We start from the raw sequence: 25,220 nt of genomic DNA, 5'->3' as shown, positions 1-25,220 counted from the left end.
CAATTCGTCACACTTCGGGCTACAGTCAAATTCAATAAAGTGATGAGACTTTGATATGAGGCCTTCGCCCGTCAATGTCCGAACAGGAGCTGAACATGTACCAGCCACCGGTCCGCTGTCAGGACGATCTTCAATACATTGTGAGTGGGCTCAACTCGAGCAAGCCCGCAGACTCCCTGTCAACCACCCGCGGGCTTCGTGAGGAGGCTCCATGAGCATTCAAGGTCTTCCGCGTACATCGCCAGGCCTGCGGGTCACAGGGTGGGCCCGGCGGGGCCAGAGTCTCTTGATCAACCGGTCCAGCACCATCATGGTTGCCGTCGCGGTGACCATCATTGTGGGGTTACCGCTTATGGCCATGGTGGCTCCGCTGCCGCATGACCCGCTGCGTCCGGACACGGACGCGATCGGCATAGCACCCAACGGGACCCATTGGTTCGGAACTGATGGCAACGGGATGGATATTTTCTCCCGTACCATCGAAGCCGCGAAGCTTGACCTTCCAGTTGCCCTTGCCGCCACAGCTTTGTCCCTGGTGGTTGGGGTTCCTTTGGGCCTGTTCGCAACCAGCGGCAAGCTCGGCGATGCCATCATGCGCGTCATTGACGCATTTGCAGCGCTTCCGATCATCGTGATCGCCGTGGTCTCAATCAAACTCATGGGTGGCGGGGCAACGGATGTGGTCCTTGCGATCGCTATCGTGGCTGCGCCCAGATTTGTGCGACTTTCCCGCGCTGCTGCGCTGGCACTTCGGTCCGCACGGTATGTGGAGGCCGCGGCGGCGATTGGTTGTTCGCCGATCCGCATCGCCTTCAACCACATCTTCCGCAACGCTTATGGCGTGGTCCTGGTGCAGGCAACGCTCACCGCGGCCAATGCGCTCGGAACCATTGCTGCCTTGAACTTCCTTGGCGTAGGGGTAAAACCTCCTACGCCTACGTGGGGGGCAATGATCAACGACGGTGTCAGCATGCTGATCCGGGGGGAATGGTGGGCTGCTGCCTTTCCCACCCTTGCCATGCTCCTGGCCATTGGTTCCCTCAACGTGATCGCCGGGGGAATCGAAACCAAGATCGAGCGAGTGGAAAGGGCACGATGATGACAGGGCTCCACGTACAGGACCTCGTGACCGAGTTCCACTCCCGGGGCGGTGTAACGCGCGCCCTGCACGGTATCTCCTTCGATGTCGGCGCCAACGAAGTCGTAGGCATCGTGGGTGAGTCCGGATCAGGGAAGTCCACTGTGGTGCGCTCGGTGATCAAGCTGCTGATGCCTCCCGGTCGTGTCATGGAAGGCACCGCCGAATTCCACGGCCAGGATCTGATCCGCTTGCCAGAGCGGCAAATCCGCCATATCCGTGGCAAAGAGATCGGCTTCGTTGCGCAAAACCCCTTCAGCGCACTGAACCCCGTTGTCCGCATCGAGAAGCAGTTCGCGAACATCGCCAAAGCCCACGGCCTGAAGGCGGACGCTGAACTACGTAGCCGTGCGCTCGAATTGTTGGCTTCTTCCGGCGTCAACGAACCCGAACGCGTTATTCGTGGCTATGCGCACGAACTCAGCGGCGGCATGGCACAGCGCGTCGTCATCGCCATGGCGCTCTACCTCAACCCACGCCTTGTCATTGCCGACGAACCGACGACGGCACTTGACCTCACTGTGCAGCGGCAAGTGCTGGACACGCTCACGAGGTTGACGAAGGGGAGCGGCCGATCGATGTTGATTGTCACCCATGACCTTGGAGTGGTGGCCAACTACTGCGATCGCGTCCTGGTGATGTACCGCGGCCGGATTGTTGAACATGGTCCTGTATCCGAGGTTTTTGTTCACCCGAAGGATCCTTACACCGTGTCGCTGCTTGATTCTGTTGTACAGCCGAAAGCAGCTGAGATCCCCACGACAGAGCCAGGAGCCGAGAGGCCTAACGGCACGCAGCCGAAGAGCGCCGACATAACGAACCCCACCGTTCTCTCCCCATCCAGGAGTGCCTAGCCATGCCCATCATCGAACTGAAGGATGTCAGGAAAACATTCCGAAGCCCCCAAGGGCAGCTTGTCACCGCGGTGGACGGAGTTTCACTTGCCGTCGAACGGGGCGAAACCTTGGGGATCATTGGTGAAAGCGGATCCGGCAAGTCCACGCTTGGCCGCCTGATTCTGAGGCTCATTGAAGCCGACTCCGGAACAATCCTCCTGGAAGGCGAGGACATCCGGGGCTTGTCGAAAGCACAGCTGAGGAAACGACGCCGGCGCTGGCAGATTGTCTTCCAGGAGCCTTTCGCGTCGCTGAACCCCCGCTTGACGATCCGCCAAATTGTCGAAGAGCCGCTGATCGTTGCAAAGACATATGGCTCCCGGGCTGAACGTCTGCGCCGTGTCACGGAAACCCTCGAAGAAGTGGGGTTGTCGCAGGATTTCCTCAGCAGGCGTCCCGCCAACCTCAGTGGTGGGCAGCAGCAACGGGTGGGCATCGCCCGCTGCCTCGTGACAGACCCCACACTGGTGGTGCTGGATGAACCGACGTCCTCGCTGGACCTGACGATCCGGGCATCCATCCTGCGCATGCTGGCCAAGCTCCAAGTGGCCAGGGGATTAACTTACGTCTTCGTCTCCCATGACATCGATACAGTCCGCCACTTTTGTACCAGTGTGGCCGTAATGCACCGAGGACGGTTCGTCGAGACGGGTTCCACGGATGACGTTCTCTCCCATCCCCAAGAGTCCTACACCCAGACCCTGATGTCCGCGGCGATGCCTCCCATTCCCTATAACCCAGGAGCCAAGGAGGCCATGGCATGATCCGCTACATCCTCTCCCGTGTTGTCATTGCGTTCCTGCTCCTCCTGGGACTTATTACCCTGAGCTTTGGGCTGGTTTCCCTCCTCCCGGGTAATCCGGCCGTAGCACTTCTGGGCGAGTATGCCACCGAAGCTGATATCGCCCGGATCAATGCCCAGCTTGGGTTGGACAAGCCTTTTTGGGAACGCTACTTCGACTACATTGGCCGAACTTTGAGTGGGGATCTGGGAAATTCGTTCTTCACGGGAAGCTCCGTTTCGGGCGAGATCTGGACGCGGTTGCCCAACACCCTTGTATATCTGGTGCCGGGGCTTGTGCTTGCCCTGCTCATTGGAATGGGAATGGGTACCCTCGCGGCATACCGATATGGGCGCGTGGCAGACAAAGCATTCACTGCCGGCGTCTCTGTCCTCATGGCCATGCCGGAGTTTGTCCTGGCACTCCTTCTCCTCTTCATCTTCTACCAACAACTCCACCTGGCCCCCGCACCTTTGGGCATGCTATCCAGCTCCGACATCCCTCCACCCAGAGTCACGGGATCATTGGCGCTGGATGCAATGCTCGCCGGGCAATGGGGGACAATGCAGTCCATCCTCAGCAGGGCCGTGCTGCCGATCATTACCATGGGCTTGTTTTTTGCGGCTCCCTTTGGAAAGACCGTTCGGACTGGCCTCCTGCAAGTGCTCAACTCACCGCAGATTGAGTTTGCAAGGGCATGCGGGTTGAAGCCACTTCAGGTATTCCGCTACGCGCTCAGCGACGTGCGGGGGTCTCTGATGACCTACATGGTGCTGTTGTTCGCGGCTGCGCTGAGCGGTGCGGCAATTGTGGAAAGTGTGTTCTCCTGGCCAGGGGTTGGTGGCTGGTCATTGGACGGAGTGCTTAAGGGCGATGTCCCCGTCATCCAGGGGTTCGTGTTGATCATGGGTGCCACGAGCCTCCTTGGTTACGTGCTGCTGGACACCCTTATCACGCTGCTGGATCCCAGGACGCGCAACAACGTCGTTAGTGGTGTAAAGCGTCCGTCGAAGCTGGCCCCTGCTGCAGAGCCGGCTGTAGAGCCTGCCGTGCAGCAGGGCTAAGAATCCTGAGAAAATCCTTGACAAACACTCCAGATTCAATAGATTGAAGATATGTTCACTTCATTGCATGCAGACAAGTTGACGGTCCTAGGCGGAAACATCCCGCTCGACGGCCGCGTGAGCTGGGTTCCAGAAGGTGCAACAGGCTTCCAGCCGTCGAACGCTTACCTCTTGACCGAAGGGACTTCCCGCCTTCTGGTTGATTCAGGTTTGGCTGTCCACAGCGACGAGATCCTCGATGACCTGGCGGAGCTCATTGGCGAAGGCGAGGGAGTATCCATCTTCTTCACCCGAAGCGAGATGGACTGTGTATCCAACCTCGAACCGATCGCCGGTCGGTTCGACATCGAGCGGCTCTTCACTGGAGGGGTCATCAACCCCTTCGACGCCTTCGATGACCTGAGCAGGATGGCACTTCGAGGCAGGCGCCACCAGATCGATGCGCACAGGACCGAAGAGGGTGACTCCCTTGCACGGGCTGCCGAGATCGAGATAGCACCCGGCCGCGTGCTCCAAGTGGAATCACCCCTGCTTCGCCTCCTTCCCACGTTCTGGGGCTGGGACCAGGAAACAGGCACGCTGTTCACCTCGGATACCTTCACCCACGGCGTGATGGATCGGCCTGACGGCCAGCGCATCATCGACTCCACAGTGGAGGACACCACCACGGTGGAACAGGTAGCCGGGCACTTGTATGCGAAGTACGAGTGGATCCCGCGCTCTACGTGCGAGCCCCTGAGGGAATGGCTCCAGGACAAATTCCACACCCTGGACCCCGAGATCATCGCGCCTTCCCGAGGCTGCGTCCTCAAGGGACGCGACGTGGTGCGGCGGCACCTCGATTTCATGCTCGACGCCCTTACCCCGCAGTTGGTTTAGGAGAGAACCATGGAAGAACAACTCGTAGAAACGATGAGCAGTGACCTCCCACGCAGCGTCGCGACAGGCGTCACGTGGATGAGTTCCTGCCTCCCGTTCCATTTGGCCGACCGCGTAATCCACGGCCATAACTCCACCTACCTGGTCCAGGGCGAACACTCGTCCATCCTGGTCGATACGGGCAACCCGTCCAGCTGGCCGATCATTTCAAGCACTCTGGATGAGCTGTTGGATGGACGAGAGCTGACCTATGTTTTCCCCACGCATCCTGAGCTTCCCCACACCGGAAACCTGCCCAGGCTCGTGGAGAAGTATCCGAACATCCAGGTGGTGGGCGACACCCGCGACTACCACTTGTTTTACCCACAGATCGTTCCAAATCTCCACGCAAAGGTGCCCGGGGACACGGTGGATCTGGGTGGGCAGGAGTTTGTGGTGGTCGAGGCCCTCATCCGGGACCTGCCCAACACTCAATGGGGATTTGCGCCTGGAGCAGGCGTGCTCTTCACTGCGGACGGCTTCTGTTACATGCACCGTCCTGAACTCGACGACGAAGATCCAGTACACCTCCCCGGCGAATGTGGTTTGACCACCGGCGAACTGCAGGTTCCCATCGCCGTCGAGAACGCTGCCTTCTTCACCGGGAGCGCCCTTTATTGGGCGCGCTTCGCAAACGACGCAGACGCAGTTTACGATCGCGTCCTTCATCTTATTGATGAACTCGGCGTCACCTCCGTGGCCCCTACCCACGGCAACTTCATTAGCAACATCCGCGACGTGGAGCCCATCATCCGGGCCGGCCACAAGCGGGCATACCGCTACGAAACTGCACAGTCGTAGCTTCCCCCAATAAACGGAGCCACCTTCATGAAAAGTCTGCGTTTGCTCACCGGAGGCGCTGCAATAGCCCTCACCACAGCCCTTGTTGCTTGCGGGGGTCCAGCCCCACAAACTGCAGCTACCAAATCCATGGAAAACGTTGTTGTCGCCGTGGGCGCCCTGCCTGACAGCCTGACGCCGGCGCCTTGGGGAGGCAGCGCCTCGCACGTAGTGCTCAGTGGACTCGGCTCGCAACTCCTCGAATACAAGATGGGAACAAGCGACGGCAAGTCGTGCCCCGCGCCGTCCACAGAGGTATCGGGCCGCCTGGCCGAAAGCGCCAAACCAAGCCCTGATGGAACGGGCGTGATTGTCACCCTTCGCAAGCTCACGAGTCAGTTTGGAAACACCCTGTCGGCCGAGGACGTCCGATGGAGTTTCGATATCGGCATGAAGCGTCAGCCGGTGATGAAGGGGACGCTGAAGAGCAGCGGCTTCAATGTTGACAACCTGGTCAAGGTGATCGACGAGCGCACTTTCCAGCTGAACACCACCGGACTTACCTCTTACACAGAAGAATCACTGCAAAACAACCTCTTCTACATCCACGACAGCACGGAAGCAAAGAAGCATGCGACGGCTGATGACCCCACCGCCAACGCCTGGCTTTCGAAGAACCTCGCCGACTACAGCGGCTGGAAGCTGGAAGAATTCACTCCCGGCGCATCCCTGACCGTGACGGCGGATCCTCAGTGGGAGGGCACTCGCGGCACGGTGAAGCGTGTATCCGTCAAGGCTGTCCAGAGCACCGCTACCCGCAGCCAGCTGGTTGAAACCGGCGAAGTACAAGTAGCCAATGGCTTTGAATACGACCAGTACAAGTCACTGGAGAAGGCTCCGGGCGTGACTGTCATGAACTGCCCCAGCCAGACCCGCGACACCATGATGATCAACACGAAGACCGGTCCACTTGCCGATCCCAAGGTTCGGCACGCGGTGTCCATGGCTATCGACCGCGAAGCGCTGATCAAGGGTGCGTACGCAGGCTTCGGTGAACCCGCAAAATCGATCTTCCCCAATGTTGACGACTCTCCGATCTACAAGTTCAACAAGGACGAAGCCAAGAAGCTGCTCAGCGAGGCCGGATACGGCAATGGCTTCCCGATGACCCTCAGCTACAGCGTTACGCGTCCGGGGCCTGTAGCGGCCAAGTCCGCAGTCCTGATCCAGTCCATGCTCAAGGAAGTCGGCATCGACGTCCAGTTGCAGAATGTGGCCAGCTCCACCGACTTCTCGACGGCGCTCATCGACGGCCGTTACCAGGCCGTGCTGTACTCGGAGCCGATCGTCATTGCCGATCCCGCCTTCTACAGCTACGCGTTCTACGGCAGTGCCGCCCCCAGTAACAGCACCGGGTGGTCCAACCCTGAATTCGATAAGGCACGCAGCGAACTCGCAGCCACTCCGGACCAGGAAACGGAGAAGCGCGATGGCCTCTTGAAGAAGATGGCCGGGCTGGTGGACGAGGGCGCAGCCATTCTGTCGCTCGTTGAAACCAGGGGAGTGCTGGTCACCAGGGAGGGTCTCTCGGGCGCGGTTCCACTGACCAATGGCCAAATCCACTTCAATTCCCTGGGCCGCTAGGCCGCCAGTAGCTACGCGTGATGCCGGCCGGTCGCCGTCGAAACCCGGCCGGCATCACCTTACAGAAGGAAGACTTCCGATGATTGAAATTTGCGGAAAGCAGGTCCGCGACACCCTGCAGGAGTTACTGGATCCGGCCACTACGGCCCTTGTGGTTATCGATATGCAGGAAGGGGCTGTCTACGCCGGCGGCGCCATCGGCGATTCCGGCCACGACCTGAGCATGATGCCTTCCGTGGCCAAGCGCTGCGGCAGGGCAATTGAGTCCGCCCGGAAGAACGGTGTGCCGATCTTCCACATCCGGGTCGAAAACCTTCCCGACGGCGCCAGCTCGCCTCCCGCTTGGCTGCGGGCTTTATACACGGCTGCCAACGGGCGGCCGATCGATCTTGGCAGGCTGAGCCTCAAAGGCGATCCGGCTACGGAGTTTTGCGCCGAGTGCATGCCCGAAGAAGGCGAAGTCATCATCACCAAGCGCCGCCCGAGCGCATTCGTAGGCACGGAATTGGCCCTCCTGCTGCGGAGCCAGGGAATCGAATCCGTCGCTTTGGTAGGCGTCTCCACGGGCGGTTGCGTCGAGGCCACGCTGCGGGATGCGGTCCACAACGATTTCTACGCAGTCCTGATAGAGGACGCTGTCGGCGCCTACGACACCGTGGTCCACGACGCTGCGCTGACTGTCATGAGGGCCCGCCACGATGTCTGCACGCTGGACCAGGCCATTGAGGTGTGGGATTCGGCCAGCGCCAGCTCCTGATTCGACTGACGAGAACCACAGAGAGGAGAAGCCGTTGAATCCACGTACAGCCCAACGGGTAGCGGTCACCGGCGCCCACACCCTCATTGGAGACCGTGTTCATCGTTTGGGAGCGAATATCGTCCTGGATGAAAACGTCAGTTGGTGCCCGCCCGGCACCCGGACTACCCAGCCTGTCAATTGCTACCTCATTAAGGGAGACAACGGCTCAGTGCTGGTGGATACGGGTATCCGGCTTCATGAGGCAGACATCATCCGGCAGTTGGACTCACTCCTGGAAAAAGGGGAACCGCTGGTTGTGGTGCTGACACGAACGGAAATGGAATGTTGCCTGAACCTTCCGGCCATCGAAGCACGGTTCAATGTCGAATCGGTCTGGTACACCGGCGGAATTACAGTACCGAGGATGGCTGCATCACCGCAGCGCATCATGGTCAATCCTGGAACCTCGCGTGAAGTGGAGGTTATGGACGGCCTGACGTTGGAGTTCGTATCGCCGTTGATGCGGCTGCTGCCAACACTGTGGATCTTCGATCCAGTCTCCAAGGTGCTCCTGACCTCGGACGCATTCACGCATCGTTCTACGGGCAGCTCCACGGGCAGCTCCCCAGCGGGGCCGGGACTGCAGAAATTCCAGTGGTTTGGCCAGGCTGATACGCGCGGCATCGCAAGGGATGTTGAAGAAATAGTTCTCCGGCGGGAGGTTGAGGCCATCGGACCCGGGTACGGCGAGCCAATCGTTGGCGTGAGCGAATCTGCTGCCGAGGCCGGCGCCCTGGCCGAGGCGATCAGGAAGGTAGGTATCCAGTGAGTGCCGAGGTCTCAGGCGGGGAGCTCACCAAGGGTCGCGTCATCGCAGAAGGTGTGCATTGGCTGGGCGGTTGCCTGTCCGCCAGCGCCGAGGGGCAGGAAGTCCACTACCACGTCTCGTCATACCTGGTGGTGGGCTCCGAAGCATCGATCCTGGTGGACACGGGAGATCCCGCGCACAGGGATACGGTCCTGGCGGAACTGGAGGATGCGCTTGGAAGCCGATCGCTTGATTACGTCTTTCCAACGCATCCGGAAATCCCGCATGCCGGCAATCTTCCCGTTCTGCTGGAGCGTTATCCGTCGGCCGTCGTTGTGGGGGACGTTCGTGACTATGCGCTTCATTTCCCTGAGAATGCCGATCGTCTGCAAGCCAAGCGTGCCGGGGAGTCGGTTGATCTGGGGGACAGGGAGTTCCATTTCCTTCCGGCTTACATTCGCGATCTGGAGAACACTCTCTGGGGTTATGACTCCGGTGCGGCAATCATGTTCGTTTCCGATGGCTTTTCCTACATCCACGACATACCGGGACCGGATGAGGACGACGAACCCGTGCATCTGCCAGGGCAGTGCCGCTTGCTCTCCTCTGAGATGCCGGAACCGCCGTCCGTGGAGCAGGCGGCGTATGGCACGGGCCGTGCGCTGTACTGGACCAAATTCGTTGATGTCGGCAGTGCGTTCCGAAGCATTGAGGAATCCCTGGAAAACTACCCAGCCAGGTTGATAGGGCCCGCCCACGGAAACGTCATTGACGACGTCCAGGGCATGCTCAAGACATCGCTGGCTGCCCACCGCAAGGTTTACGAAGGGCGGCGGCTCTAAATGAACTCCCGTCACCATGAACAGCAAGGAGAGAGTCAATGCGTGACCTGATTGGATATGGGGAGAATCCCCCGGTTGTCACTTGGCCCCACGGCGCCAAGGTCGCCGTCTCCTTGGTGCTGAATTACGAGGAAGGCGCTGAAAGTTCGATCGAAGCCGGCGATGAGCGGGACGAGGATGTTTCGATCTTTGGCGGGTGGTCCGCTGATCCGACGCGGCGCAGCCTCATGAAGGAGTCCTTCTTCGAATACGGCAGCCGCGTTGGCATCTGGCGCTACCTGGGCATGTTGAGGGAGTACAACGTTCCAGCAACCGTCATGGCATGCGGAGCTGCCCTTGAACGGAATCCGGATGCGGCCCTTGCTATTGTCCGGGACGGTCATGAGATCTGCGCACACGGCTACAAGTGGCGCGGAACCGTGGGTATGGAGCCCGATGAAGAACGGCAGGAAATCCGGAAGTCGTTGGCCGCCATCGAGGCCGTGTCCGGAGTGCGGCCGGTGGGTTGGTATGTCCGTGAGGGCATCACGGAGAACACGCGGACCATCCTGGCCGAGGAAGGCGTTCTTTACGATTCCAATTCCTATGCAGACGATCTTCCGTACTATGTGAAGGCCGGCACGCACAATCACTTGGTGGTGCCATATTCGGGTGACACGAACGATGCCCGCTTCTGGGGCAACGGTAGCCTCGGCACTGCGGAGGACTTCTTCAACGTGTTGAAGGACTCCCTGGAGTGCCTGCTGATTGAGGGCGAAACGGTGCCCAAGATGATGTCCGTCGGGCTGCATTTGAGGATCGGCGGCCGGCCCAGCGTTGCCCAAGGAGTGCGCCGTTTTCTGGAGTACGCACTCGCCAAAGAGGGCGTCTGGTTCGCCACCCGCGAGGAGATCGCGCGGTGGTGGATGGAGCACCCGCCTGTCGAGGCTAACGCCACACCGGCCGAGGCTGCTTTCGAAGGGGCCGCCTGATGGGAACAGGAGACGGAGAAACTGCCACGGTAACCATCGATCGGCTCGTGCACAACGTCCACGAGCAAGGCTTTACTGCATTGGACAAGATAGGACTGAACGGCCAACGCGACCAAGGCCTGGTCAGCACGCTCATCTCCCGGGACCTCAGCGGTTCAGATGATTTGTGCGTCAGCTGGGGCCGGATCCTTCCCGGTCAGCACCACCTGTGCCACCACCACCCGGACGCGTCAGAGTTCTATGTTGTCATCAGCGGGACCCCGATTGTCCATCTTGGCGACCTTAACTACCGGGCAAAACCGGGCGATGGCATTTACATCCCCCGCGGGACTACCCACGGACTCACCAACGACGGTTCGGAGAATGTGGACCTCGTAGTTGGTGTGAGCAAGCCTGCTGACTGGCAATTCGTCCCGGATGAGTGAAGTCTCCAGCGGACGCCCAATGCCGGATCCATTCGTCATCACCACCTTCAGGGGGACCCACGCGTGAACCAGGAACAGTCTCCGACCCTGAAACGGAGCGTTGGCATCATCACTGCCGACCCCACGCCTACCCTGCTGGCCCTCCTCGCCCACGCCGAGGTGGACTTCCTGGTCCTGGATGCTGAACAGACAGGCATTTCCATCCGGGCGTGCGGCGATGTAGTGCAGCGCCTGGCTGGCACCGGGGTGCGCGTGGCAGTGCGGGTACCGGACTTGGAGCCGAACACACTGGTGGCTTTCGCGAACACCGGGGTGGGCGAGATCGTCCTTCCGCAGGTGCGCACGGTGGACCAACTCGAACAGGCCTATGAAGCCACGAGGTACGCCCCCATGGGATCGCGCCCTCACCAAGTCACGCCCGCTTCGTCCTTTGGCATGGACTATTCCTTCTCTCCATTGCTGACCGTGTTGTTCGAGACGGCGGAAGCCGTGCAACGTGTCAAGGAGTTCGTTGACAGTGAAGCATTTGGCGGAGGATGGGTGGGCCCCACGGACCTCGCCGCAGACCTCCGTCGACACGGAGAAGAGCGTCCGGAAGCGTTGCAGGAGGCCATCCAGCGCGTGGTGGATATTGTCGCAGGTGCCGGTTGCAGCATCGGAGTGCCCGCGCCTGCCATGGCTGACGCGGCCACTGTTTTCAGCCGTGGAGCTGACCGATGCGCCGTGTATTGGGAGAAAGAGGTTGCTGCCATGCTGACCGGTTACGCCGGGTTGCGGGCGGCGTGAGCAACCTTGCCAAGGACGCATCCGCCGTCGAATCCGTTGTCTTCAAAAAGGCATCCAAGCGAAATCATCTTCGATATACTGACGCAAAACCGAGGACTAATGAAGGAGTCGTCGTGGACGGTACGGACACAGCACAGGGCGAAGTAGCCGAGTCCCTGGAACGCGACTTCTGGATTGCACATCTCGGGGCCATGATCAAGCAGCAGCGCCTTGGCCGCTTCACCGTGGAGGAACTTGCCGAGCGCGCCGGTGTCAGCGCAGGACTCATCAGCCAGATCGAGCGCGGGATCGGCAATCCTTCCTTTGCGACGCTTCTTCGTTTGGCAAACTCGCTGGACCTTCCGCTGGCAAGTATGTTCATGGACCCCAATGAGGGCCAGGACCACATGCTGGTACGCCGGGCCGACCGGCGACGCATCGAAATTCCTTCCCAGGGCATCATCATGGAGCTGATCGTTCCGGATTCGGAGCGCAAGCTGGGCGTCATCAGCATGACCATCCCAGCCAACTTCGAGGGCGCACACGTTCCGCACTCCCACGAGGGCGAGGAATGTGTCATCCTGCAGGCCGGCACCCTGGTGGCGACCATCGGTGGCCAGGATTTCGTGCTGGAAGCCGGTGACAGCCTGACGTACGACGCTTCCTTGCCCCACTGGTGGAGCAACCAAACGAATTCGGCCGCAGTCATGCTCGCGATCTCCACGCCCCCCTCTCTCGGCAAAGCGCACTAACCGTGGGCAGTCCCGGCCCGAAGACCAGGCTTGGCATCCTGGTGCCGTCGAGCAATTCGAATGCGGAAACCCTCACAGCATCGATCCTTGCGGAACAGCCGGACCTTGGAGTGCACTACAGCCGCTTCCGTCTGCCTCCAAGGCTTGATGATCCAGTTGACCTGGGCGTCCTCGGAGAGGCTCCTTCCCTGTTGAATGACGCCGAGCTGCAAGCCATTGCCTTCCACGGCACATCCGGTTCCTGGACGGGCATCGCAGGCGATCAGGGACTTTGTGCCGGGCTTGAGTCGGTGTGCGGTGCGCCCGCAACCACTGCATCCGTGGCCGTCGTTGAGGCCCTTGCAGCCTTGAAAGCGACGCGCGTCGGCCTCGTTTTTCCGGGGCCCGGCACTATTGCTTCGCTGATTCAGGAGGAGTACGCGGCCCACGGCATTGACGTCACGTGTATTTCGGTTCCGGAGGTTGTGATGACCAACCCGGAAATAGCCCGGCTGGACAGGTCCGGAATCGTGGGCCTGATGAGGCCCGCCTTCACTGCGGACATAGATGCCGTGGTGTGCATCGGAACCAACCTTCGCGCGGGATACTTCGTGTCCGGCCTTGAGCAGGAGTTCGGCATTCCCGTCGTGGACAGTGCCATCGCGACTATTTGGCACCTGCTCCGCATTGCCGGGGTCGCCCGGCCGATCCCGGGCTGGGGAGCGCTGCTGGCCTTGGAGTAGAAGCGGCCGGCCTTGAAGTGGAAGTGGCCCGATGCCAGCTTCCCCGGAGGCCCTGGTAGCTGGCCCTGCGACATGAGGTGGCCCTACGACGCCGGAGAGCCTCCCGCCGTCGTCTGCTCCGCCGTCGTAACGTGCAGCCAGGCATTGACGATGTCGGCCCTGGTGGCGAACCAGACGTCTTTGTGGCGTGCGTGGGATATAAATCGCTCGAGCGCCACCGCGTACGCTGGCCGTCCAATGAGCCGGGGGTGTAGTCCGACGCTCATCACGGAGGGGCCGCCGCGGGGATCTTCGAGCAGCATGTCCAAAGCTGCGGTGAGGTGGTTGCCGAACGCTGTCGCGGTGGGGAATTGCTTGAACAGCCCGGAATCGTTGGTATCGCCTGCGTACGGCAGGACGGGAAGGCGCGGATTTCCTTGGCCACTGCCCCAATGCGGCAGGTCGTCATTGAAACTGTTCGATTCGTAGGCGAACCCATTGGCGGCGAGCACCTGGCGGGTCCCCGGCTTGAGTCCATCCCGCGAGTACCAACTCGTGGGGACGTGGCCTGTGCTCTCCTTGATCGCATCCCTGGACGCGACAATCAGGCGCTGCTCCGCGTCGTCGTCGAGGTCTGTGTGCGTGTCCCACTGGTGCCCGTGATCTGCGATCTCATGACCGTCGCGGACCAATGCGGCAGCAATTGGAGGGTTGAGCTGCAATGCTACGGCACAGCAGAACGCGGTGGCCTGGACGCCATGCTTTCGCAGGATCCTCAGCAAGCGCCAGATGCCGGCCCTGGAGCCGTATTCGAACGCCGATTCCAGTGTGATGTTCCGTGCTGCTGCTGGCTGGGCGGGAATCCAGTGTGCCGCCAGGTCGTCGGCCTTGTCGCCGCGGGCGATGCTGCGCTCAGCGCCCTCTTCCACATTGATCACCAGGGAAACCGCCACCCTGGCATTGCCCGGCCAGCGGAACTCTGGCGGCGTTTCGCCATATCCGACGAAATCCCGCTGCGTGGGTGGCTGTGCCATTGGCTTCTCCATTTCGGGGGTTCCTGCGCCGCAGCGTTACGGCTATAGTGAAGCAAACTTCGATATGATGAAACTAGTCGAGAGAGGCCTGAATGTCTACGCTCATCCGTGGAGGCACCGTTATTACGGCGTCCGGCGACACAGTCATCGACGGCGGCGCGGTAGTCATCCGCGATGGCCGCATTGCGGATGTGCTCCACCGATGGGATGCAGATCAGCCGTTTGACGGCGAAGTCATCGAGGCGTCCGGCTGCGTGGTCATGCCAGGCCTGATCAATATCCACACCCACGGAGTGACCCCGGGCCCGCTGTTCCCGAGTGCGGCACCGGCGCTGCCTGCCGAGCGATGGATGGCGAATCTGGACAGGCACCTTCTGGCGGGAACCACCACAGTGCTCAGCCTCTGTGGTTTCGCCTCCATGGACGATGTCCGCGAAGCAGACAAAAGGCACGCCGTGCACGTCCGTGGTGCAACGACGCATCTGCCACATTGCTTGCAGGCCGCCGCATTGGCGGACGGGCAGGGTCTTACAGCCGAGGCGGGCGAACTCACCATTGAAGGGATGCTCGACGACGGTGCTGTCGCCATCGGGGAGCTGGGCGGCGGTCAAACGTTGGGCGGGGGAGGGCAGGACCTTCTCTACATCCCGGCGGCTATCCAAAAATCCTCCGGCATTCGAGTCAATATTAGTCAAGCCCGCCGTATCAAGGAAGCGGTCCTTGGCAGGTTTATCGACATCCGTGCATTCGATCCGGCTGAGCTGGCCGACGCGGCCAGGGAGGCAGGACTGGCGGATGCCTTCACAGCTACCCAATTGGCGAAGCTCGTCAGGGATACGGTGATGCCATCATTTGTCCCCGCCATGGAAGGGATTCGGGAGGGCGTCCGTGCGGCGTCGAAGTTCGGCGTTCCGGCCATCGTCCACAGTGCATCGGCGACCGCCAGCCTCTTAAGGGAACTGATGCCCGAACTTGAGGGAACTGCAGCCACGCTCATCGCTGCCCACGCGAACCACCCTTCCCACACGCCGGCCGAGGCCCACGAACTGGCTGTCCTGGGCAACAAAATGGGTTGGCCTGCCGAGGCTTCGGTTTTTGATCTCCTGCACCGCAGGCGAACGGTTAAGACGCGTGAGCACTGGGACTTGCTGCTTAAGGAACCCGGACTGATCTCGGTCATCGGGACCGATTATGGACACGACGGCAATCATGACGAGCTAATTTCTGCCGTCCAGGACATTGTGGCGCACGGACACCGATCCTTGGCAGGTGCCGTTGCAATGGCCACCTCTGCTGTGGCTGATCTCATCCCGGGTATCGCGCCCGGAAGAGGGCGTCTTGAGGCCGGGAGAGCCGGAGATGTAGTTGTCGCCAACGCCGAGGATTTCCGCGATGTACGCGTTGTCCTGGTGGACGGCGTCTGCGTGGTCCGCAATGGGCAGCTCACCCCGGAGGCTCACCGATGAGTGGGCCATTCAAGGAGGCGCTCCCGCTAAGCAGTCACGATCTGGCCATCGTCCGCGAGCTCGTTGGAGCTTCGATTGCGCAGCAGGACCTTCCCGCTCTGGAGAGTGCGTACCGCGACTTCCGGACCGGGATGGATTCCTTGAAGGCTGCCTTTGAACAGCAAATTCTTCTGGAAAAGGAGAGTAGCGCGAAACGGGAGGCGAATCCTTGACCGAAGCATGGGAGCTGGGCATCACGGAAGCGGCAGCACTCGTCCGTCGCCGCCAATTGTCAGCGGTTGAACTGCTCGACTCTGTTCTGGATCGTGCCCAGGCGACGGAGGAGTATGCCCAAGCCTGGGCTCATATAGACGAACGCGGCGCGCGTGAAGCGGCCCGCATCGCCGATCACCTGGCAGTCGGAGGCCAGTTCGCAGGCGGCCTTCACGGGATCCCCGTTGGGGTGAAGGACGTCATCGATGTCCTGGGGATGCCGACCGAGGCCGGCTCCGAAAGTCTCCGCGGGAATATCGCGCGGGACGACGCCGGAGTGGTTCGTCAACTCCGTGACAGTGGTGCCGTGATCCTCGGAAAGCTTCAAACACATGAGTTCGCTTTCGGACAAGGAACTCCACCGTCGCGAAACCCTTGGGATCCTGACCGGTATGCAGGCGGCTCATCGGTTGGATCGGGTGTTGCCGTGGCTGTGGGATCAATTCCCGGAGCGCTGGGAACCGATACGGGTGGCTCGGTCCGAAACCCGGCCGCCATCAATGGTCTGGTAGGGCTGAAGCCCAGCTACGGCGTCGTGTCTTCCTCCGGCATCCTTCACGTAAGCCACACCATGGATCAAGTGGGGCCTATTGCCCGGAGCGTCGAGGACTGTGCGGCGCTACTGGACGGCATGGTGGAACCACACGGTATCGCCCTGCTTGGGGGACCTGTGTCAGCGCAAATCCGTGACGCTGCTGCCCCGGTCAGGCTTGGGGTTGATCGCAGAATGTGGTCGGAATGGGGGGTCGCCGCCGAAGTCAGGGAGGCTGTGGAAGGAGCTCTGCGTGTATTCAGGGACCTTAAATTCGAGGTCGTGGAACTTCCGCTCCCCGAGCTTGACCTTGCCCTGCATGCCAGCGTCGCAATCTCACTTTCCGAAGCTGCCCAGCATCATCGAGCCAGGCTGGAAAGCGCGGCGGAACGATACTTGCCCGCCACCCGCATCATGATCGAAACAGGTGCACTGGCTTCGGAGGAAGACGTTCATCTGGCGTGGCAGGTAAGGGAGCACCTCAGGCGGTTCTTACCGCGCGCCATGGCACAGGCCGGAGTGCACGCAGTGGTGTCACCTACGCTTCCGGCGATCGCCCCTTTGGCCCAGGCGATGTCCTCTGAACTCACAGGCTCTCCCGACGAGGGTTCCCTGTCCGCAGCCCTTCGCATGCTGTCAGCTGCAAACCTGACCGGTATGCCTGGGGTCAGTGTTCCCTGTGGCTTCGCCAACGGGCAGCCCATTGGCCTGCACATTATGGGACCGGAATACACCGATGCCACAGTGCTCGCGATCGCCCAAGCCTATGAGCGCGCCACCCAATGGAAGGGGTTTGTGCCGGTCCGCACGCTGCCACAAACTGTTGCGTAGGCATCTGACAGTCAGAGTGTGCGTGGCTGATGACACGCAAAACAACGAGAACCCCCGGAAATCCTTGATTTCCAGGGGTTCTCTACCGAGCTTCCTATCAGAATCGAACTGATGACCTTTTCATTACGAGTGAAACGCTCTACCGACTGAGCTAAGGAAGCACCGCGTCCATCACCGGTTTCCCGGGCGATCACGCAAGACATAACTGTAATAGAGGCACCGCGCCCGGGTCAAAACGAGGGCGGTGGCGGCCGTTGCGGGGATGTTCACCTGCACGTCGGGCCGGGTTCAGGCGTCCTTCTCCCTGCCGCCGGAGGCTGGGAAATCAACGGTGGCGGTTCATCCCGCCAAGTAAACCCGCCACGCAACCAGCCGAAGGGGCCACACAATGACCGGGGACGCAATGACCGGGGACGCACTGACCAGGGATACCAGCCACACTCCCACGCGGCTGCGGCTGGCTGTGGTGGACATGGTGGGGACAACCATTACCGACGAAGGACGCACGGAGCGGGCCCTGTCGAGGGCCTTGGCCGAGCACGGCGTGGAGCCGGGCAGCAGCCGCTTCGAGAGCATGCTCGGTTACGCACGTGACACCATGGGCTTCTCGAAAATGGCCGTCTTCGGGGACCTTTTCGGTGATGCGAGCGTGGCAGAGAGCGCAAACAAGGTCTTCGAGAAGACCTACGACGAGTTGATCGAGGACGGTGGTATCCGCGCGATTCCGGGCGCGGAGGATGCCATTATCTGGATGAGGGAGTCCGGCATGCAGGTATGCCTCGCCACAGGCTTTGGCCGCCACACGCAGAACATGGTCCTCGAATCACTGGGTTGGATGGGCTTGGCGGACCTTAGCTTGTGCCCGGCAGATGCCGGACGGGGCCGCCCCTTCCCGGACATGATCCTGACGGCGTTGCTCGCCTTGGACCTGGACGATGTCCGTGAGGTGGCCGTCATAGGAGACACCAGCTCAGACATGCTCTCAGGGGTCCGCTCGGGCGCATCGCTGATTGCCGGCGTCCTCACAGGCTCCCACTCCGAGGCGACGCTCCGCGCAGCTGGCGCCACCGTCGTCGTGAATTCCATCAAGCAGCTCCCGCTCCTGCTGGAGAAACGCGAAGCCAGGCACGTCTAGCTTCACTACTTGCGTCGCAGGGGACCTAGCACTGGAGCCCGTCCTGCGGCAGCTTGCCGTCAACAAAGTAATCGTCGACGGCGGTGCTGACGCACGAGTTCGAGCGACCGTAGGCTGTGTGCCCCTCACCTTCCCACGTGACCAGAGAGGCGTTTTCAAGCTGTTTGCGCAGGGACTGTGCCCACTCCAGGGGGGTGGCCGGGTCTCCCGTGGTGCCGATAACGACGATGGGGGCGGAGCCGGTGTAGTCCACGGGGGCAGGCGTACGGGTGTTCTTGTACGGCCAGTCCTTGCAGGTGACCCCGCCGTAGGCGAAGAATGCGCCGAACGTTGGAGATTCCTGCTTGAGGCGGGTTTCCTCAGCCCTCATCCCGGCCGTATCAGTGACCATCGGGTAGTCGAGGCAGTTGATGGCCTGGAACGCGAATGCCGAGTTTGAACTGTACGTACCGTTGGCTTCGCGGTCCGCACCGAGATCGGCGATGCGCATCATCTGGGACACGTCGCCGGAGAATGCACTGTCCAGGGCCTGGGTCAATGCCGGCCAGCTTTGGTCGTCATAGAGCGGGAGGAAGAGCCCGTTGACAAACTCTGTCCCGGTCACCAGCCTCCCGTCCTTGGCTGTTTGGGGGTTCTGGTCCACTGCGTTGATGAGATCCCTGATTTCCTGGACTCCGTTGTCAACGGACCCACTGAGGGGGCACTCCTTTTGACGAAGGCAGTCGTCGACGTACGTGCGGAGGGCCTTTTCAAACGCTTTTGCCTGCCCCGCAGTCAGTTCCTCGTTGCTGATGGACGGGTCCACGGCACCGTCCAAGACGAGGTGCCCGACGTTCTCTGGGAACAGTGACGCGTACGTGGAACCGAGGAACGTGCCGTAGGAATAGCCAAGGTAATTGAGCTTGGCATCGTTGACCACGGCGCGCAGGACGTCCAGGTCCTTGGCAGCACTGACGGTATCAATGTGCTCCAGCACGGGTCCGGTCTTCTCGACGCACTTCTCAGCCAGGCTCTTGTTGAAGGCCAGGGCGGCGGCCAGACCTTGGTCTGTGTCCTTCCTGAATACTTTTTCGCGAGCGGCATCGCGTTCGGCATCCGACATGCAGGTGACCGGAGCGGACCGCTTGACGCCGCGGGGGTCGAACCCCACCATGTCGAAGTTGGCGCGCAGCTTTTCGGTGAAGTGCGTGTTTCCCGCATCCTTGACGAAATCGACGCCGGAGCCGCCCGGACCTCCGGGATTGACCAGGATGGAGCCCTTCTTGGTGCCCGTGCTGGGTAACTTGATGGCGGACAGCGTGATCTCGGCGGAGTCCGGACTGCCGTAGTCCAAGGGAACCTTCACCTCAGCACACTGGAACCCGTCCTCACACGAGCTCCACTTCACGGACTGCGAATAGTACTTTTCGAGGCCCTTAGGCGCCGAGGCCGCAATGGACGGGTCAACAGTGCTGGTGCTCGGCTTGGCCGTAGGTGTTGGGAGGAACGGCAAGGAGCAGGCACTGAGCACCAGCAGGGAGGCAAGGGCCAAACAGATGGCCATGAGACCCCGCTGGCCGCCCCCGGCCGCAGCAGGCTGGACAGACCGGTCCCTTGAGGGGGTACCGGCGGGCCGGCGAGGTGCGGACTTCATGGATTCTCCTATTGCTGGATGAGGCTCGTCGCCATGGACTCGACCGCCAACAGCGGCGCAACGTTGGTGGTGGTAATGCGGACACGGGCCTTGTTGATCGCGTCCATCCGGGCGAGGGTCGCTTCCGGGGTGGAGCGGGCGGCGTATTCTTCAAGATCGTTCTTGAGCTCAACGTTGACCAGCTCCACGGCGTTCCCCAATTGGATGATCAGGACGTCCCGGTAGAAGGACAACAGATCTGTCAGTGTGCGGTCCAGCGAGTCCGTGATGGAGCGCTTGGCGCGGCGTTTTTGGTCGTCCTCCAGTTGCCTCACCTGGCTCCGCATGGACGGTGGCAGCGTGCCTGACTCCGGTGCACCCAGGCTTGCCAGGAGCGCAATTTTCTCGGCGGCGTCGCGTTCATCATTGGAGCTGTTCGCTTCATCGGTGGCGATCTTGACGAGCTTCTCCGCCATCATCACCGCTGCCGTAACCCCACGTAGCCCCAGGGGGATGCGAACCGTTTCGAGACGGCGTTCGCGGGCGTCCGCGTCACGGGCGAGGCGGCGGGCAATCCCGATGTGGCTTTGCGCGGCACGGGCAGCCCGGTCCGCGAGCTCAGGATCGATGCCGTCGCGCCTCACCAGCAATGCTGCGACGTCGGAGGCTGGGGGAAGCCGCAGGCTGACGGGACGGCAGCGCGAGCGGATCGTAACCAGCACGTCTGCCGGCGATGGGGCGCACAGCATCCAGATGGTACGCGGGGTTGGTTCCTCGATGGCCTTCAACAGGACGTTGGTGGTTCGTTCCGCCATGCGGTCCGCGTCCTCAACGATGATGATCCGCCAACGGCCAGTGGCGGGGCGGTCCCCGGCCTTTGAAACAAGTTCGCGGGCCTCGTCAATGGTGATGGTGACTTTTTCGGTCCGCACGAAGGTCACATCAGAATGCGTCTCGCCGAGGATCGTGTGGCACGCGGCGCACTCGCCGCAGCCACGCAAAGTGACGTCGTCCTGCTCGCAGTTCAGCGCGGCGGCGAAAGCCTTGGCAGCATTGGATCGACCCGATCCCGGAGGACCGGTGAAGAGCCAGGCATGAGTGAGGCCGGTTTCGCCCTGCGCTGCCTGCTTGAGCTGGGCAACCACGGGCGCCTGGCCTTGGAGGTCGTCCCAAACGCTCACAGGTGGTTCCCTGAAACGCGCTCGCCCAGCCCGCGCTCAGCCAGCAAGGATTCCACCCGTTCAAGGATCTGCGCCGCCAGCGTCGCAATGTCTGATTTGGCAGGCAGCACCAGATAACTCGAGGGAGCAGCCGCTGCGAGGTCAAGGAAGGCATGGCGGATGGTGGAATGGAACGCGTCCGGCTCCGATTCCAAACGGTCCTCAGCAGCCGCGCCGGCGGTGCGGCGTTCGCGGCCGTCGGAGGGCTCGACGTCGAGCAGTACAGTCAGGTCCGGATGCAGGCCTTCGGTGGCCCATTCGTTAAGGGACAACACACCCTCTGCCCCAAGCCCACGGCCGGCACCTTGATAGGCAACGGACGAGTCAATGTAGCGGTCGGTGATGACAATCTGCCCGGCCGCAAGTGCCGGGCGGATTACCTGGCTGGCGTGCGCTGCCCGGGCCGCGGCGAACATCAGGGCCTCGGTGCGGGCATCGATGGTGCCGTGGCCATGGTCCAGGACAAGGGAGCGCAGCTTTTCTCCAATGGGAGTCCCGCCGGGTTCGCGGGTGCGCACCACGGATAGGCCCCGCGCTTCAAGGGCGTCGCAGAGCCGGGCAGCCTGGGTGGACTTGCCGGCTCCATCTCCGCCTTCGAACGCGATGAAAAGGCCGGGGCTCTGAATACTCACTTGTCTAGCCTACCGATCAGGGGCAAACCGTAACGGCTTTCATCCACAGGCTCGCCCACGACTACCCTGAAACCATGAGCCTTTCCGATCAGCGCGCTGCCGATTTGTCCCCGGAAACCGTTGTGGTGGCTGCGGGCCGCCCCGAGCGTAAGCACGATGAACCGGTGAATCCGCCCATCGTCCTGTCCTCCACATACTTTGGAACTGGTTCTCTTGGCGACGGCGATCGCGGCTATGGGCGCTACGCCAACCCCACCTGGGACCCGTTCGAGGACGCCCTGGGCAAGCTGGAAGGCGCTGCGCTGCCCGGCTTGCTCTACGCATCCGGGCTCGCTGCAGTCAGCTCGGCTCTCTCCTTGGTACCTGCCGGTGGCGTTGTTGTCATGCCATCACATAGCTACTCAGGCTCGTTGGTCATGGCGACGGAACTTGCTGAGAAGGGCTTCCTGGACCTGCGAATCGTGGACATTACGGACACGGAGGCCGTGAAGGCCTTGATCAGTCCGGAAGAGGGCAAAGCCGCGGACCTGCTCTGGCTGGAAAGCCCCACCAACCCCATGCTTGGCATTGCCGATGTCCGGGCGCTCACCGACGCCGCCCACGCTGTGGGCGCGATCGTGGTCACGGACAACACTTTCTCCACCCCGTTGGTGCAGCAACCGCTAAGCCTGGGCTCCGACGTCGTGCTTCACTCTGTGACCAAGTACCTGGCGGGCCATTCCGACGTCGTCCTGGGCGCCTTGGTGACTTCCAACCCGGAACTGCGGGCAACGCTGCTCCACCACCGCATCATCCACGGCGGCATCGCCGGCCCGTTCGAAGCATGGCTTGCGCTCCGCGGACTGCGCACCCTCGCGTTGCGGATCGAGCGTTCGCAGGCGTCCGCGGCAGTGCTCGCCGAGCGCCTCAGCACCCATCCGAGGGTCGAGTCTGTCCGTTATCCGGGCCTTCCCACGGATCCAGGGCATGAACGCGCCAAAGACCAGATGAAGGGCTTCGGTTCCATCCTTTGCATCCAGATCGCCGGAGACGATGCCCGCACCGGCGCCGAGGCGGCCGATGAATTGGTCCGTGCGCTTCAGCTCTGGCTTCCGGCGACATCCTTGGGTGGGGTTGAGTCGCTGATCGAACGTCGACGCCGGCACACGGCTGAGCCGGTCAGTGTCCCGGAGAACCTGGTCCGTTTGAGCGTGGGGATCGAGAACGTGGAAGACCTCTGGTCCGACCTCGAGCAAGCACTGAAGTCGCTGGACGGTTAGGCTAAGGGGCGTGGACGGAAAATTCTTGATCGCGATTGTCACCAACGCGGTCTACTTCATCCTTGGCTTGGTGGCCGTTGTCCTGGAACTGTGGGCTTTTGTGGATTGCCTGCGCCACCGGCCGACGCTGTTCGTGGCCGCCTCCAAGCGGACCAAGACGTTCTGGTTGGCCCTCACCGGCGTTGCTTTTGCCATCGGCGCGTTGACCCTCTTGAGCGGTGGAAGCGGTCTCGGCCTGTTCGGCATTGCTGCAGTGACCGCATCCTGCGTATACCTTGCAGACGTCCGGCCAGCAGTCCGCGAAGCAGGCAGCGGCGGCAACCGCAACGTCGGCCCCTACGGCCCCTGGTAAAGAAACGGCCCCTGGTAAAGAACGCTACTTCGGCGCAACCGCGTCCCACGCCACCGTAACTTCACCCAGGCGCCACCGCGATGGGCCATCCTGAAGCGGCCACCCGGCGTCGCGCAGTAAGCGGCACATTCCTGTCCAGCGCTGCCGGTTGCCGAACGAGGCCAGCGGCGCGACCTCCAACCAGGCCTTGTCCATGGCCTGCAGGAACGTATGGATGGGTTCGCCCGGCACATTCCGGTGGATAAGGGCCTTGGGCAGGCGCTCTGCCACTTCCGAGGGCAGCTCAAAACTGCCGAACCGCACCGAGAAACTAAGGCTCAGGGGGCGATCCCGGTCCAAGGCCACCCACGTGGCGCACCGGCCGATCTCATCGCAGGTGCCATCAATGAACAGGCCGGCCGGAGCCAAACGGGACTGAACCAGCCCCCAGATCCCGGCCACATCAGCTTCCTCATATTGACGGAGCACATTGAAAGCCCGCACAAGTATGGGGTCGCCGTGAACCGGCACTTCGAAACCGCCTACGTGGAAACTTAGTCCGGGGCGTTCCAGCGCCTTGGCCGTACGCACCCTGTCCGGCTCAATCTCGATCCCGCAGACGCGCACATCCGAACGGACGGCCTGAAGCCGCTCAAAAAGTTCGACGGCGGTGGCTGGCGAGGCGCCATAGCCCAGGTCAACAACCAAAGGGTCGACGGCGGCGCGGAGCCGCCACGCCTGAGGACCGGCGAGCCACCGATCCAGGCGGCGCATACGGTTCGGATTGGTGGTGCCGCGGGTGACGTTGCCAACAGGCTTCCCGCTTCGACTTCGGGAAGTACTGACCCGTTCCGCTTTTTGCACCACGGCCCCACTTTATCCCGCGTTGAGAAACGTAACGCCCGGCAAGGCACAGGAGCCCTCGGCTAGGATGAAAACCATGACTTACAAGCTGATTCTGCTGCGCCACGGCCACAGCGACTGGAACGCCAAGAACCTGTTCACCGGTTGGGTGGACGTAGACCTGAACGACCAAGGCCGCGCGGAAGCAGTGCGCGGCGGGGAACTCCTGGTTGAGAACAACATCCTCCCGGACATCCTGTACACCTCGCTCCTGAAGCGGGCCATCAACACTGCCAACATGGCACTGGACAAGGCCGACCGCGGCTGGATCCCGGTCAAGCGCGACTGGCGCCTCAACGAGCGCCACTACGGTGCGCTGCAGGGCAAGGACAAGGCCCAGACGCTTGCCGAATTCGGCGAAGAGCAGTTCATGGAATGGCGCCGCAGCTACGACACCCCGCCGCCGCCCCTGTCCGACGACAGCGAATTTTCGCAGGCACACGACGTCCGCTACAAGGACCTCGGCGACGCCCTCCCGCGCACGGAATGCCTCAAGGACGTCCTTGTCCGCCTTCTCCCGTACTGGGAATCGGACATCAAGGAAGACCTCAAGGCCGGCAAGACCGTCCTGGTGACCGCGCACGGCAACTCCCTGCGCGCCCTGGTCAAGCACCTGGACGGCATCAGCGATGACGCCATTGCAGGACTGAACATCCCCACGGGCATCCCGCTGGTCTACGAACTGGACGAGGACTTCCAGCCGATCAACCCGGGCGGCACGTACCTGGACCCCGAGGCGGCAGCAGATGCGATTCTGGCTGTAGCCAACCAGGGCAAGAAGTAGGCTC

At 61.7% G+C, this 25,220-nt stretch carries 27 protein-coding genes and 1 tRNA gene; 22 read left to right on the top strand and 6 right to left on the bottom strand.

Annotated features, from left to right (window positions below):
- Positions 1–211: 211 nt before the first annotated feature.
- The 15 genes from ABIE18_RS00225 to ABIE18_RS00155 all read left to right on the top strand — a co-directional run bounded on the left by ABIE18_RS00225 (position 212) and on the right by ABIE18_RS00155 (position 13,246).
- Positions 212–1,099 carry an ABC transporter permease gene (locus ABIE18_RS00225; protein ID WP_499720634.1) on the top strand — a complete coding sequence of 296 codons (888 nt, stop codon included), beginning with the start codon at positions 212–214 and terminating at the stop codon, positions 1,097–1,099.
- Positions 1,099–1,992, top strand: coding sequence for an ABC transporter ATP-binding protein (locus tag ABIE18_RS00220; protein ID WP_499720633.1), 894 nt, complete (start codon positions 1,099–1,101; stop codon positions 1,990–1,992). The genes ABIE18_RS00225 and ABIE18_RS00220 overlap by 1 nt, the downstream gene beginning before the upstream one ends.
- Positions 1,993–1,994: 2 nt before the next feature.
- A complete protein-coding gene (locus ABIE18_RS00215) occupies positions 1,995–2,798 on the top strand; it encodes an ABC transporter ATP-binding protein (RefSeq protein WP_499720632.1) in 804 nt (267 codons plus the stop codon).
- A complete protein-coding gene (locus ABIE18_RS00210) occupies positions 2,795–3,880 on the top strand; it encodes an ABC transporter permease (RefSeq protein ID WP_499720631.1) in 1,086 nt (361 codons plus the stop codon). Before ABIE18_RS00215 ends, ABIE18_RS00210 begins: the two co-directional genes overlap by 4 nt.
- Positions 3,881–3,931: 51 nt before the next feature.
- Complete coding sequence (locus ABIE18_RS00205) at positions 3,932–4,759, top strand: MBL fold metallo-hydrolase (protein ID WP_499720630.1); 828 nt, start codon at positions 3,932–3,934, stop codon at positions 4,757–4,759.
- 9 nt (positions 4,760–4,768) lie between these two features.
- Positions 4,769–5,599 carry an MBL fold metallo-hydrolase gene (locus ABIE18_RS00200; protein WP_499720629.1) on the top strand — a complete coding sequence of 277 codons (831 nt, stop codon included), beginning with the start codon at positions 4,769–4,771 and terminating at the stop codon, positions 5,597–5,599.
- A gap of 27 nt (positions 5,600–5,626) precedes the next feature.
- Positions 5,627–7,222, top strand: a complete 1,596-nt coding sequence (locus ABIE18_RS00195) for an ABC transporter substrate-binding protein (RefSeq protein ID WP_499720628.1) — start codon at positions 5,627–5,629, stop codon at positions 7,220–7,222.
- Positions 7,223–7,301: 79 nt separating this feature from the next.
- Positions 7,302–7,979 carry a cysteine hydrolase family protein gene (locus tag ABIE18_RS00190; protein ID WP_499720627.1) on the top strand — a complete coding sequence of 226 codons (678 nt, stop codon included), beginning with the start codon at positions 7,302–7,304 and terminating at the stop codon, positions 7,977–7,979.
- Between the two features lie 34 nt (positions 7,980–8,013).
- Positions 8,014–8,790: an MBL fold metallo-hydrolase gene (locus ABIE18_RS00185; RefSeq protein ID WP_499720626.1), complete on the top strand. Its 777-nt coding sequence runs from the start codon at positions 8,014–8,016 to the stop codon at positions 8,788–8,790.
- A complete protein-coding gene (locus ABIE18_RS00180) occupies positions 8,787–9,611 on the top strand; it encodes an MBL fold metallo-hydrolase (RefSeq protein WP_499720625.1) in 825 nt (274 codons plus the stop codon). The genes ABIE18_RS00185 and ABIE18_RS00180 overlap by 4 nt, the downstream gene beginning before the upstream one ends.
- A gap of 38 nt (positions 9,612–9,649) precedes the next feature.
- Positions 9,650–10,582, top strand: coding sequence for a polysaccharide deacetylase family protein (locus ABIE18_RS00175; RefSeq protein WP_499720624.1), 933 nt, complete (start codon positions 9,650–9,652; stop codon positions 10,580–10,582).
- Positions 10,582–11,007 carry a cupin domain-containing protein gene (locus ABIE18_RS00170; protein WP_499720623.1) on the top strand — a complete coding sequence of 142 codons (426 nt, stop codon included), beginning with the start codon at positions 10,582–10,584 and terminating at the stop codon, positions 11,005–11,007. Before ABIE18_RS00175 ends, ABIE18_RS00170 begins: the two co-directional genes overlap by 1 nt.
- A 63-nt stretch (positions 11,008–11,070) precedes the next feature.
- A complete protein-coding gene (locus tag ABIE18_RS00165; RefSeq protein ID WP_499720622.1) occupies positions 11,071–11,793 on the top strand; it encodes an aldolase/citrate lyase family protein in 723 nt (240 codons plus the stop codon).
- A 113-nt stretch (positions 11,794–11,906) separates the two neighbouring features.
- Positions 11,907–12,524 carry a cupin domain-containing protein gene (locus ABIE18_RS00160; protein WP_499720621.1) on the top strand — a complete coding sequence of 206 codons (618 nt, stop codon included), beginning with the start codon at positions 11,907–11,909 and terminating at the stop codon, positions 12,522–12,524.
- 2 nt (positions 12,525–12,526) lie between these two features.
- Complete coding sequence (locus ABIE18_RS00155) at positions 12,527–13,246, top strand: maleate cis-trans isomerase family protein (protein WP_499720620.1); 720 nt, start codon at positions 12,527–12,529, stop codon at positions 13,244–13,246.
- Between the two features lie 83 nt (positions 13,247–13,329).
- Here ABIE18_RS00155 and ABIE18_RS00150 read toward each other — a convergent pair whose 3' ends face one another.
- On the bottom strand, positions 13,330–14,259 hold the full coding sequence (locus ABIE18_RS00150) for a polysaccharide deacetylase family protein (protein ID WP_499720619.1): 930 nt from the start codon (positions 14,257–14,259) through the stop codon (positions 13,330–13,332).
- Between the two features lie 92 nt (positions 14,260–14,351).
- Here ABIE18_RS00150 and ABIE18_RS00145 point away from each other — a divergent pair, with 92 nt between their 5' ends.
- The 3 genes from ABIE18_RS00145 to ABIE18_RS00135 are packed head-to-tail and all read left to right on the top strand — an operon-like array spanning position 14,352 to position 17,340.
- Positions 14,352–15,725 (top strand): amidohydrolase family protein, encoded by a 1,374-nt coding sequence (locus ABIE18_RS00145; protein ID WP_499720618.1) that lies wholly within the window; start codon positions 14,352–14,354, stop codon positions 15,723–15,725.
- Positions 15,722–15,937, top strand: coding sequence for a hypothetical protein (locus ABIE18_RS00140; protein ID WP_499720617.1), 216 nt, complete (start codon positions 15,722–15,724; stop codon positions 15,935–15,937). Before ABIE18_RS00145 ends, ABIE18_RS00140 begins: the two co-directional genes overlap by 4 nt.
- Entirely contained in the window at positions 15,934–17,340 is a 1,407-nt protein-coding gene (locus ABIE18_RS00135) for an amidase (protein ID WP_499720616.1), read from the top strand. Before ABIE18_RS00140 ends, ABIE18_RS00135 begins: the two co-directional genes overlap by 4 nt.
- Before the next feature lie 88 nt (positions 17,341–17,428).
- On the opposite strand, the gene ABIE18_RS00130 is transcribed toward ABIE18_RS00135, so the two are convergent.
- Positions 17,429–17,501: transfer RNA gene (locus ABIE18_RS00130), tRNA-Thr, on the bottom strand.
- A 242-nt stretch (positions 17,502–17,743) separates the two neighbouring features.
- Between ABIE18_RS00130 and ABIE18_RS00125 the strand changes: the two genes are divergently transcribed.
- Positions 17,744–18,475 (top strand): HAD family hydrolase, encoded by a 732-nt coding sequence (locus ABIE18_RS00125; protein WP_499721355.1) that lies wholly within the window; start codon positions 17,744–17,746, stop codon positions 18,473–18,475.
- A 25-nt stretch (positions 18,476–18,500) separates the two neighbouring features.
- Here the strand turns inward: ABIE18_RS00125 and ABIE18_RS00120 are convergent, their stop codons facing one another.
- Genes ABIE18_RS00120 through tmk form a run of 3 tightly spaced genes read right to left on the bottom strand, consistent with a single transcriptional unit; the run spans position 18,501 to position 21,939 of the window.
- On the bottom strand, positions 18,501–20,108 hold the full coding sequence (locus ABIE18_RS00120; protein ID WP_499720615.1) for an alpha/beta hydrolase: 1,608 nt from the start codon (positions 20,106–20,108) through the stop codon (positions 18,501–18,503).
- A gap of 8 nt (positions 20,109–20,116) precedes the next feature.
- A complete protein-coding gene (locus ABIE18_RS00115) occupies positions 20,117–21,268 on the bottom strand; it encodes a DNA polymerase III subunit delta' (protein WP_499720614.1) in 1,152 nt (383 codons plus the stop codon).
- Complete coding sequence (gene tmk, locus ABIE18_RS00110; protein ID WP_499720613.1) at positions 21,265–21,939, bottom strand: dTMP kinase; 675 nt, start codon at positions 21,937–21,939, stop codon at positions 21,265–21,267. The genes ABIE18_RS00115 and tmk overlap by 4 nt, the downstream gene beginning before the upstream one ends.
- A 74-nt stretch (positions 21,940–22,013) precedes the next feature.
- Between tmk and ABIE18_RS00105 the strand changes: the two genes are divergently transcribed.
- Together ABIE18_RS00105 and ABIE18_RS00100 are read left to right on the top strand one after the other, a co-directional pair.
- The gene (locus tag ABIE18_RS00105) at positions 22,014–23,198 is read left to right on the top strand and encodes a trans-sulfuration enzyme family protein (RefSeq protein WP_499720612.1); all 1,185 of its coding nucleotides are present in this window, start codon (positions 22,014–22,016) and stop codon (positions 23,196–23,198) included.
- Positions 23,199–23,208: 10 nt separating this feature from the next.
- Complete coding sequence (locus ABIE18_RS00100) at positions 23,209–23,550, top strand: DUF2516 family protein (RefSeq protein ID WP_216921243.1); 342 nt, start codon at positions 23,209–23,211, stop codon at positions 23,548–23,550.
- A gap of 24 nt (positions 23,551–23,574) precedes the next feature.
- Here the strand turns inward: ABIE18_RS00100 and ABIE18_RS00095 are convergent, their stop codons facing one another.
- The gene (locus ABIE18_RS00095) at positions 23,575–24,396 is read right to left on the bottom strand and encodes a class I SAM-dependent methyltransferase (protein WP_499720611.1); all 822 of its coding nucleotides are present in this window, start codon (positions 24,394–24,396) and stop codon (positions 23,575–23,577) included.
- Positions 24,397–24,469: 73 nt separating this feature from the next.
- Here ABIE18_RS00095 and ABIE18_RS00090 point away from each other — a divergent pair, with 73 nt between their 5' ends.
- Positions 24,470–25,216 (top strand): phosphoglyceromutase, encoded by a 747-nt coding sequence (locus ABIE18_RS00090; RefSeq protein ID WP_223947997.1) that lies wholly within the window; start codon positions 24,470–24,472, stop codon positions 25,214–25,216.
- Positions 25,217–25,220: the final 4 nt, after the last annotated feature.

Origin of the sequence: Arthrobacter sp. 2762 (assembly GCF_040548745.1) — a bacterium.
Lineage (GTDB): Bacteria > Actinomycetota > Actinomycetes > Actinomycetales > Micrococcaceae > Arthrobacter.
Note: the sequence above shows the minus strand (reverse complement) of the source record. Positions and strands in the feature narration are given on the sequence as shown.

What these genes read in the sequence shown, in the direction of transcription:
- ABIE18_RS00225 (WP_499720634.1), top strand. Translation starts at nt 212, where the DNA reads ATGAGCATTCAAGGTCTTCCGCGTACATCGCCAGGCCTGCGGGTCACA.
- ABIE18_RS00220 (WP_499720633.1), top strand. Translation starts at nt 1,099, where the DNA reads ATGACAGGGCTCCACGTACAGGACCTCGTGACCGAGTTCCACTCCCGG.
- ABIE18_RS00215 (WP_499720632.1), top strand. Translation starts at nt 1,995, where the DNA reads ATGCCCATCATCGAACTGAAGGATGTCAGGAAAACATTCCGAAGCCCC.
- ABIE18_RS00210 (WP_499720631.1), top strand. Translation starts at nt 2,795, where the DNA reads ATGATCCGCTACATCCTCTCCCGTGTTGTCATTGCGTTCCTGCTCCTC.
- ABIE18_RS00205 (WP_499720630.1), top strand. Translation starts at nt 3,932, where the DNA reads ATGTTCACTTCATTGCATGCAGACAAGTTGACGGTCCTAGGCGGAAAC.
- ABIE18_RS00200 (WP_499720629.1), top strand. Translation starts at nt 4,769, where the DNA reads ATGGAAGAACAACTCGTAGAAACGATGAGCAGTGACCTCCCACGCAGC.
- ABIE18_RS00195 (WP_499720628.1), top strand. Translation starts at nt 5,627, where the DNA reads ATGAAAAGTCTGCGTTTGCTCACCGGAGGCGCTGCAATAGCCCTCACC.
- ABIE18_RS00190 (WP_499720627.1), top strand. Translation starts at nt 7,302, where the DNA reads ATGATTGAAATTTGCGGAAAGCAGGTCCGCGACACCCTGCAGGAGTTA.
- ABIE18_RS00175 (WP_499720624.1), top strand. Translation starts at nt 9,650, where the DNA reads ATGCGTGACCTGATTGGATATGGGGAGAATCCCCCGGTTGTCACTTGG.
- ABIE18_RS00170 (WP_499720623.1), top strand. Translation starts at nt 10,582, where the DNA reads ATGGGAACAGGAGACGGAGAAACTGCCACGGTAACCATCGATCGGCTC.
- ABIE18_RS00150 (WP_499720619.1), bottom strand. Translation starts at nt 14,259, where the DNA reads ATGGCACAGCCACCCACGCAGCGGGATTTCGTCGGATATGGCGAAACG.
- ABIE18_RS00145 (WP_499720618.1), top strand. Translation starts at nt 14,352, where the DNA reads ATGTCTACGCTCATCCGTGGAGGCACCGTTATTACGGCGTCCGGCGAC.
- ABIE18_RS00140 (WP_499720617.1), top strand. Translation starts at nt 15,722, where the DNA reads ATGAGTGGGCCATTCAAGGAGGCGCTCCCGCTAAGCAGTCACGATCTG.
- ABIE18_RS00125 (WP_499721355.1), top strand. Translation starts at nt 17,744, where the DNA reads ATGACCGGGGACGCACTGACCAGGGATACCAGCCACACTCCCACGCGG.
- ABIE18_RS00120 (WP_499720615.1), bottom strand. Translation starts at nt 20,108, where the DNA reads ATGAAGTCCGCACCTCGCCGGCCCGCCGGTACCCCCTCAAGGGACCGG.
- ABIE18_RS00105 (WP_499720612.1), top strand. Translation starts at nt 22,014, where the DNA reads ATGAGCCTTTCCGATCAGCGCGCTGCCGATTTGTCCCCGGAAACCGTT.
- ABIE18_RS00090 (WP_223947997.1), top strand. Translation starts at nt 24,470, where the DNA reads ATGACTTACAAGCTGATTCTGCTGCGCCACGGCCACAGCGACTGGAAC.